The following is an 8,696-nucleotide window of genomic DNA, read 5'->3' as shown; positions in this document are numbered from 1 at the left end:
AGCGCTAGCCAAATTTAATGATATTGCCATTTTGCCCTCCTACCGTACGCTAACGGTATTGATGTAACAAAAACGCAAAAATTTTAACTAAATAAAATATTCATAATAATAACTAATAGTATTTTTAATTTATTTTTCTTTCAAAAAAATACACTTTCTTTATTATAAAATCTTTACTGCTAAAAACAGTAGACCCAGTACATGTAGGTTTCGAAAGAGGTCTATATACCCTCCGCGTTTCAAGTTACGGCGGCGTTGGCTGCGGGCGCTCGCCGAATTTCATTGGGTCTATTATCCTCTATCCTCCCGCTATTTTCACTTTCATTCCCTTGGCTTCAAGTAATTGTTTTAGTAGATCCCTTTTATCACCTTGTATCTCAATCACCCCATTTTTCACCGCACCGCCACAACCACATTTCCTTTTTAATTCTGCTGCCAGCGTATTGAGTTGCTCATCACTGGCTGCAATCCCTGTAATCAAACTGACGCCCTTCCCTCTACGACCACTGGTTTGGCGTTGAATACGCACGACACCATCAACCCTTTTTACCTGAGGTAAAATATTTACCTCAGGTAAAACAATGCGGCCTTTATCTGTGGAATACACTAATCGACTGTTATTATCCATCTTTCTACCTCTAAGAGCCTCGCTCAAGAAAATTTTGAACAGGTGCTTTTATAACTTATGAAACCAATGAATCACGTATAGCCTTGAGTGCCTTTGCTGGCTCTTTAGATTCGGTGATCGGTCGGCCAATAACTAAAAAATCAGCACCGGCATCCAACGCCTGTTTTGGCGTCATAACACGCTGCTGATCACCAACGACGCTACCGACGGGACGAATACCCGGGGTGACCAATTTAAATGCTTTGCCACAACAATTTTTCAAATGCGCGGCCTCTCGTCCCGAGCAAACCACACCATCTAAGCCACAATTGCGGCTTAATTTAGCTAAACGTTCCACCTGATCATTAACGCAATCATCAATACCCACCGCCGATAAATCATCTTCATCCATACTGGTCAAGACCGTAACAGCAATCAACAGCGGCGCTTTTTTACCAAAATCTGACAACGCTTCTTTCGCCGCCAACAGCATTTTTTCTCCGCCCACCGCATGCACATTGACCATCCATACGCCCAAATCAGCTGCGGCCTTAACCGCTTGTGCGGTGGTGTGAGGAATATCATGAAATTTAACATCAAGAAAAATATCAAAGCCCTTATCCTGTAACTTCATGATCCATTGAGGCCCTTGTGAAGTAAACATCTCTTTACCCACTTTTAGCCGACAATCCTGCGGACTGATACGATCAACAAAAGCTAAGGCGTTATTAATATCAGCATAATCAAGTGCCACAATAATAGGTGATGTGTTGGCATTCATATCACTCTCTGTTTTCATTTGCATTTTTTACCTTTTTTGACGTCCTCCTTGCCCTAGGAAGGCGAGGATTCTTAGCGTTTGGTCGCGGCATTTTAACACAGGCTTTTGTATGTTGTAACTAATAAGAGAAATTAAAAAGAGACTAAACGGCAGTAAAAGAAATTACGAACCATTTTATTGCCCATCCAACCCCCTGATAGGCTTCACCGAAGCCCAACTGCGGCAGGAAGGACAATGCCAGTAAATAGAATGGGTCGCAAGACCACATTTATGGCAACGATAAGTCGGTTTGCTGTCAATTTGCTTGCCTACCATATCCCTTAGCAACAACAAACTTTCACGCGCACTTCCCTCTTCCGCATCCGCCAAATGATAATCCATTAATCGATAAAATAGCCGCATAGTAGGATACTGTTGCAATTGTTTATTAATATAAGCTTGAGCAACATTTCGACCTTCTTTTTGTTCAATTAATTCAGCCATCATTAATTCCGCAGCCGTCCCGGTATTTTTTTTAACGCAACGGTGCAAAAATTTTGTCCAATTGTCAATTTGCTGTAAATGTTGATAACAACCTTGCAGTAAAGGTAATACTTCGCTAACGATGTCTTTATCTTGTTGCAACACCCGTTGTAGTGAATCGACTGCTTTAATCCATTCACCATTAGCAATATAAACTTGCCCTAGCATCATCGAAGCACGGGCACATTTTTTATCTACTAGAGCCGCCTTTTTCAATAAATGTTGGGCTTTATTTACATCATCATCATTCATCGCTTCTAATGCTAACTCACAATAAAAATGAGCAGCCTCTATACGTTGCTCTTCTTTACCCAGTTTGATTAATTTTTCTGCCACTTCAACCGCTTTTAACCACTCTTTCATCGCCTGATAAATAAGCAGTAACTGCTGTAACGCCCCGATACAAAAATCATGCTCATCAGTCAATCGGATAAACATGCTTTCCGCACGATCGTAAAGACCGGCCGTCATATAATCTCGCCCCAGTTGATAGCTCGCCAATAAACGTTGCTCAAACGTTAGCGAAGTATTTTCTATCAGCATTTGATGGATACGGATAGCGCGATCAACTTCACCGCGCGAACGAAATAAGTTTCCTAGTGTCAAATGCGCATCAACGGTAGAAGTTTCTTTTTTCATCATATTTAAAAATAAATCTACCGCTTTGTCCTGTTGATTAGAAAGTAAAAAATCAACACCTTCTACATATTCACGCGACAACCGATCCGCATTTTTTTGCTGAGTCTGCTGAACACTTCTGCGCCCCATATACCAGCCGTAGGCGGCCGCTATCGGCAATAGCAGAAACAGCAGTTCCAACATATCAATTATTTCCGGCGAGTTATATGGGAACGAATGGCATTATCACTCTCTATGCTGTCAGCACTGTTTTTATCCACAACACCTCTATCAGCATGATCAACAGACTTAGAAACACTGCCTTCATTTTTAATGGCAGTCAGCTGAATAGGTTGTTCAAGCTGCACTTCAAGCCGTTTAATTTTACGGTTAGCTCGCGCAAGAGATAAGCGTACTCGTAGGTAAAATAATCCACAAATAATCCATCCCAATGCAAATCCAGCGACAAAAAATAGCACTAATAATGTTGATACCCGATATTCACTCTGCGCCAATAGGTAATTAAAAGTGATGATCTGATCATTATGTGCTCCTAAACTAATTGAGATCACGAAGATTACCAGTGCTAACAAAAAAATTAGTAAATATTTCACATTTACCCCACTGCCGATAGATAAATAGATAGTTATACCCATAGTCCTTCAAGTTGCCGTTAGGCGGCCAGAGCGTGAGACCGATGAGCGCAGATACGTGATTCGGGCGGAACACCCGCAGTCAACAACAGGCTTAAAAGGCTAAGGGTATAACAAGAAGATCACCTGTACCACAGCGTAAAAAATCTGTCCATTACGCCAAAAATACGGCATACAAGATGACACCACAAGCTTATTGTTATTATTTGGCTGCCATTAATAGCCAGAAAGCCATACAATAACCGATTAACCAGATTTATAGTATTTTCTTAAGAGTCTTACCTATTTATATGAAATTAAAACGTATAGCAGAAGAAGCTAAATTACCAACTCCCTGGGGCCAATTTTTGGTAGTCGGCTTTGAAGAAGACGGCGGTCATGAACACCTCGCACTAATTTTGGGAGACATCTCTGATGATAGCCCTATTTTATCAAGGATCCATTCTGAATGTCTGACTGGGGATGCGCTATTTAGCCTACGCTGTGATTGTGGTGCTCAGCTTAAAGCTGCCATGAGCCAAATTGCAGCAGAAGGTCGCGGCGTTCTTATTTATCATCGCCAAGAAGGCCGTAATATCGGATTACTCAACAAGATCCGCGCTTATGCTTTACAAGATAAGGGAGCCGATACCGTTGAAGCAAATCATCAACTCGGTTTTGAAGCTGATGAACGCGATTTCACGCTCTGTGCCGAGATATACAAATCACTGGGTATCACATCAATACGATTATTAACCAACAATCCAGACAAAGTCGACATTCTCACCCAATCAGGGATTAATATCGCCAAACGAGTGCCATTAATAGTCGGTCAAAATCCAAAAAATAAAAATTACCTCGCGACCAAAGGCGCTAAAATGGGTCATTTGTTTGACAATGAATGACAGTGTCACTTAAAGCCTGTTCAAAATCTCTTTTGCTCACTGATACTTCGTCAAAAATTCAGATAGGCTCTGATAACCCACTGCGAATAACATAATGCAAAATACCACCATGTTGAAAGTAGGTCAGCTCAGTAGCGGTATCAATACGGCACAGCGTCTCAATCTTCCGCTGTTGGCCATAATTATCCGTTATGATAACAGATACTTTCTGACCCATACTCAATGCCGCTAGCCCGCTGATACTGATTGATTCATCACCGGTTAATGCTAAAGATTTACGATCTACCCCTGGCATAAATTCCAGAGGAAGAATGCCCATACCAATGAGATTCGAGCGATGAATACGTTCAAAAGACTCCGCTATCACAACCTTCACACCCAACAAACAAGGGCCTTTAGCCGCCCAATCACGACTGGATCCCGAACCATATTCTTTGCCCGCAATCACCACCAGCGGGATCGCTTCTTGCTGGTAGCGCATTGCCGCGTCATAGATTGTCATCGGCGCTTGTGACGGAATATGGCGGGTCATCCCCCCTTCAATACCCGGTACCATTTCGTTGCGGATACGAATGTTGGCAAAGGTTCCCCTCATCATGATTTTATGATTACCCCGTCTGGAGCCATAAGAATTAAAGTCATCAATTTTGACGCCTTGATCACGCAAGTAATGCCCTGCCGGACTATCTGGTTTTATATTTCCTGCCGGAGAAATATGATCAGTGGTCACTGAATCAGCAAAAATAGCCAAAATGCGTGCTTCTTTTATATCCTCTATTTTTTTCTGGTATCAGTTTCATGTCATCAAAAAAAGGAGGCTGACAGATATAAGTCGATTTTTCTTGCCAATGATAAGTGAGGGAACTTTCGATCGGGATTGCTTGCCAACTCTCATCACCGTTAAAAACTTCAGCGTATTCTTTAAGAAACATCTCTGTTTTGACGGCTTCTAGCGCCGTGGCAATTTCCTGCGTACTCGGCCAAATGTCTTTTAGATAAATCCCTTTTCCCTGCTGATCTTGACCTAAAGGATCATCCGTGAGATTGATTTGTATATTCCCCGCCAAAGCATAAGCGACCACCAGCGGTGGGGAAGCTAGCCAGTTAGTTTTGATTAATGGGTGAATACGCCCTTCGAAATTTCGATTACCCGATAACACGGCACTTACGGTCAAATCTCCAGCGGCTATCGCTGTTTCAACTGCCTTAGGTAAGGCGCCTGAATTACCGATACAAGTGGTACAACCATAACCCACTAAGTTAAATCCCAGTTGATCAAGCGATGCTGTCAAACCAGCAGCATTAAGATACTCAGTGACCACTTTAGAGCCAGGGGCTAACGACGTTTTCACCCACGGCTTGGTTTTTAGCCCTTTTTCCACTGCTTTTTTAGCCAATAACCCAGCGGCCATCATGACACTAGGATTTGAGGTATTAGTACAAGAGGTAATCGCCGCTATCACCACAGCGCCGTCAGATAACCCACTGTTTTCATCATCTGGAGCGTTTTTATGGTTATTTTTATTATGGATGTCTAATGCTTTGAAGGCAGTAAAAGCCTGAGGAACTTGGGATAAAACCACCCGATCTTGTGGTCGTTTCGGTCCGGCAAGACTGGTGACCACCGTTGCCAGATCCAATGCTAATTGACAGGTAAAAACCGGTTCATCGCCAGGGTAACGCCATAGGCCTTGTGCTTTAGTATAGGCTTCGACTAAAGCAATTTGCTGATCACTACGCCCGCTTAAACGTAAATAATTTAAGGTCACTTCATCCACAGGAAAGAAGCCACAGGTTGCACCAAATTCTGGCGACATATTGGCAATGGTCGCGCGATCTGCCAGAGGTAAATCAGCCAAACCATCGCCATAAAATTCAACAAATTTACCCACTACCCCCTGTTTTCGTAACATTTCAGTGACTCTCAGCACCAAATCAGTGGCAGTGATCCCCTCATTCAATTTCCCCGTTAACTTAAAACCCACCACATCTGGGATCAACATTGAAATCGGCTGACCCAACATAGCCGCTTCAGCTTCGATACCACCCACCCCCAACCCGTTAATCATAGTGGTATGAGAATCGGTACCCACCAAGGTATCGGGATAAACGAAGCATTGATCTCCCTGTTGCTCATGCCATACGGTCTTACCCAAATATTCGAGATTAACTTGATGACAGATACCGGTTCCTGGTGGCACCACGCGAAAGCGATTAAAGGCTTGTTGACCCCAGCGCAAAAACGCATAACGCTCACAGTTACGCGCCATTTCCATACGAACATTTTCACCAAAGGCGTTTTCATCGCCAAAATTATCCACAGTAACCGAATGATCAATGACCAAATCGACAGCAGAAAGCGGATTGACCCGTTTTACCTCCCCGACCAAACGCTTCACGGCCTCACGCATTGCCGCCAGATCAACTATCGCAGGCACCCCGGTAAAATCCTGCATTAGCACGCGCACCGGTCGGTAGGCGATCTCCCTATCACTATGACCCGTTGAAAGCCAGTCAACCATCGCTTGCAGATCGTTTTCTTTTACACTCTTACCATCAATATGCCTTAATAAATTTTCTAACAAGACTTTCATTGATTTTGGCAGTCGATCAATATCCCCTAGAAAGGATGCCATTTTAGGTAAGCTGTAGTAACAATAGTCTTTTTTTTGCACCACCAGCTTCGCTAAACTGTTTTTGCGAGTTCTAATGACATTATGCCCCCTGCACAAGGTTATAAAATTGATAGACTTAAATAATAGCGCCATATTTTTCCTTGTTGTAGCTGTTGTAAAGCGTGTTGAGCATTGTTTGTGCGAATAGCAACGTAAGTATGCAGCGCAAAGGTGTCGATTTTTCCTATATCAACGGCGGCTAATCCGGCCTCTCCTGTTAAGGCGCCGAGAATATCCCCAGGGCGTATTTTTGCTTTACGTCCCCCGTCGATAGATAAGGTCATCATCTCTGCTGCTAATTTTTCACTATTATTGATACCATCAGTATCGTTTATTTTTTCCGGAGATAGCCAAGTCAGTTTAGTCTGTAAATAATCTTCTATAGCTAGTGCTCTATGCATTTCTTGTGGTGTACAAAGTGTTACAGCACAACCTCCGATCCCTGCTCGTCCGGTACGACCTATACGATGAATATACACTTCTGGATCAAAAGCTACTTCAAAATTAACCACTAATGCTAACTGCTTGATATCCAAACCACGGGCTGCTACGTCGGTTGCGACTAAAATTCGGCAGCTGTGGTTAGCAAATCTCACCCATACTTGATCTCGTTCATGCTGATCCAAATCACCGTGCAAAGCTAACACACTCATCTGGCAAGATTTGAGGGCTTGATAGAGACGCTGGCAATCTAATTTTGTATTACAAAAAACCAGACAGGAGTCGGGCTGATAATGTTTGAGTATCTTAATCAGTAGCGGCAAACGTTTCTCATTAGTACTTTCGTAAAAAAGTTGTTCAATAGCGGTTTCATTTTTTTGCGGTGAAACGACGACACTTAATGGTTGATGTTGTATACGGTTGCTAATTTGCTCAATGCTATCAGGATAAGTTGCTGAGAATAATAAGGTTTGACGTGTTTTGGGCGCGTAATCAATAATATTATCAATAGCGTCGTTAAAGCCCATATCTAGCATACGATCAGCTTCATCCAAAACCAACACCTTCAAATTCGTTAATACTAAGGTATGTTTTCGCAAATGCTCTTGAATACGGCCAGGTGTGCCTACCACAAAATGTGGAGCATGTACCAAAGAATATAATTGGCACCCTATTGACTGGCCTCCACACAAGGTCAAAATTTTAATATTTTGTGTAAAACGCGCTAAACGCCGTAATTCCTTACTGATTTGATCTGCTAATTCACGAGTTGGACAAAGTATTAGTGCTTGTGTGACGAACTGCTCTACAGCGATTTTATCTAGCAAACCAATACCAAAGGCTGCTGTTTTACCACTGCCTGTTTTGGCTTGGGCTCGAACATCTTTCCCTTTAAGGATCGCCGGTAATGTTGCAGCCTGTATCGGTGTCATCGAGCTATAACCCAGCGCGTTAAGATTGGCCAATTGTTTGGGAGGCAGGGTTGTTGGGAAAAAACACGGGTTAATACTCACGTTAATTTCCTAAAACTTGTTGATATACTTTGTCCTTCACGATGGTTTTGATGCTGTTCGCGGATTTTTTGTGCTACCAATGCAATTGCTTCGGTGCTGCGCATCCCTGTTGATATTAATTGGTGAATTTGTTCAGCGGCTTCCTGTTGTTCTTGATGAGGAATCGATGGCATATTTGCTAGCATTAATCTATCTCCTATGTATATGCTGCGAGTATACCTTTTTCTCTACAGTATCCATACACTATCTATGGTCTGGTGCTTTCCCTAGTTTGCGGTGGCGTTTTGGTCTTGAGGCTGAAACGAATGATTATTAACGCTAACTGAAATAGGATGAGAATTTATTTTAAGCAGTCTATCGCTGTGACAGCGAATAAATACATTTTTTGATAAAATGTAAAATAAAGTAATAAAATTAGATGTAATAGCGAAAAATGTGATTTACGTTCCGTATAATCACTTTATTTAGCTTTTGATCTCCTTCTTACACTTACTTTAATAGA

General features: G+C 42.3%; 6 protein-coding genes and 2 pseudogenes. 1 reads left to right on the top strand and 7 read right to left on the bottom strand.

Translation table 11 applies throughout. From position 1 onward, the window contains the following. Window positions 1–298 precede the first annotated feature (298 nt). The 4 genes and pseudogenes from yciH to REG_RS14350 all read right to left on the bottom strand — a co-directional run. Window positions 299–628 carry a stress response translation initiation inhibitor YciH gene (gene yciH, locus REG_RS08090; RefSeq protein WP_039908047.1) on the bottom strand — a complete coding sequence of 110 codons (330 nt, stop codon included), beginning with the start codon at window positions 626–628 and terminating at the stop codon, window positions 299–301. Window positions 629–683: 55 nt separating this feature from the next. Then, window positions 684–1,406, bottom strand: coding sequence for an orotidine-5'-phosphate decarboxylase (gene pyrF / locus REG_RS08085; protein ID WP_006705195.1), 723 nt, complete (start codon window positions 1,404–1,406; stop codon window positions 684–686). A gap of 156 nt (window positions 1,407–1,562) precedes the next feature. Beyond that, complete coding sequence (gene lapB / locus REG_RS08080) at window positions 1,563–2,732, bottom strand: lipopolysaccharide assembly protein LapB (protein WP_006705194.1); 1,170 nt, start codon at window positions 2,730–2,732, stop codon at window positions 1,563–1,565. A gap of 104 nt (window positions 2,733–2,836) precedes the next feature. Then, window positions 2,837–3,142: pseudogene (locus REG_RS14350) on the bottom strand (LapA family protein); the annotation flags it as partial. 329 nt (window positions 3,143–3,471) lie between these two features. Between REG_RS14350 and ribA the strand changes: the two are divergent. After that, a complete protein-coding gene (ribA, locus tag REG_RS08070; protein WP_006705192.1) occupies window positions 3,472–4,065 on the top strand; it encodes a GTP cyclohydrolase II in 594 nt (197 codons plus the stop codon). Window positions 4,066–4,123: 58 nt separating this feature from the next. On the opposite strand, the pseudogene acnA reads toward ribA, so the two are convergent. The 3 genes and pseudogenes from acnA to REG_RS08055 all read right to left on the bottom strand — a co-directional run bounded on the left by acnA (window position 4,124) and on the right by REG_RS08055 (window position 8,379). Further along, window positions 4,124–6,776: pseudogene (gene acnA / locus REG_RS08065) on the bottom strand (aconitate hydratase AcnA). A 23-nt stretch (window positions 6,777–6,799) separates the two neighbouring features. Next, window positions 6,800–8,194, bottom strand: coding sequence for an ATP-dependent RNA helicase DbpA (gene dbpA, locus REG_RS08060; protein ID WP_006705190.1), 1,395 nt, complete (start codon window positions 8,192–8,194; stop codon window positions 6,800–6,802). Further along, the gene (locus REG_RS08055; RefSeq protein ID WP_006705189.1) at window positions 8,191–8,379 is read right to left on the bottom strand and encodes a YoaH family protein; all 189 of its coding nucleotides are present in this window, start codon (window positions 8,377–8,379) and stop codon (window positions 8,191–8,193) included. The genes dbpA and REG_RS08055 overlap by 4 nt, the downstream gene beginning before the upstream one ends. Window positions 8,380–8,696 lie beyond the last annotated feature (317 nt).

It is taken from the genome of Candidatus Regiella insecticola LSR1, from assembly GCF_000143625.1.
In the GTDB taxonomy this organism is placed as follows: Bacteria; Pseudomonadota; Gammaproteobacteria; order Enterobacterales; family Enterobacteriaceae; genus Regiella; species Regiella insecticola.
This window is presented reverse-complemented; position numbering and strand designations above follow the sequence as displayed.

Bases quoted from the DNA above. Each gene is read 5' to 3' on its own strand.
- yciH (WP_039908047.1), bottom strand. From the start codon at position 628: ATGGATAATAACAGTCGATTAGTGTATTCCACAGATAAAGGCCGCATT.
- pyrF (WP_006705195.1), bottom strand. From the start codon at position 1,406: ATGAAAACAGAGAGTGATATGAATGCCAACACATCACCTATTATTGTG.
- lapB (WP_006705194.1), bottom strand. From the start codon at position 2,732: ATGTTGGAACTGCTGTTTCTGCTATTGCCGATAGCGGCCGCCTACGGC.
- ribA (WP_006705192.1), top strand. From the start codon at position 3,472: ATGAAATTAAAACGTATAGCAGAAGAAGCTAAATTACCAACTCCCTGG.
- REG_RS08055 (WP_006705189.1), bottom strand. From the start codon at position 8,379: ATGCTAGCAAATATGCCATCGATTCCTCATCAAGAACAACAGGAAGCC.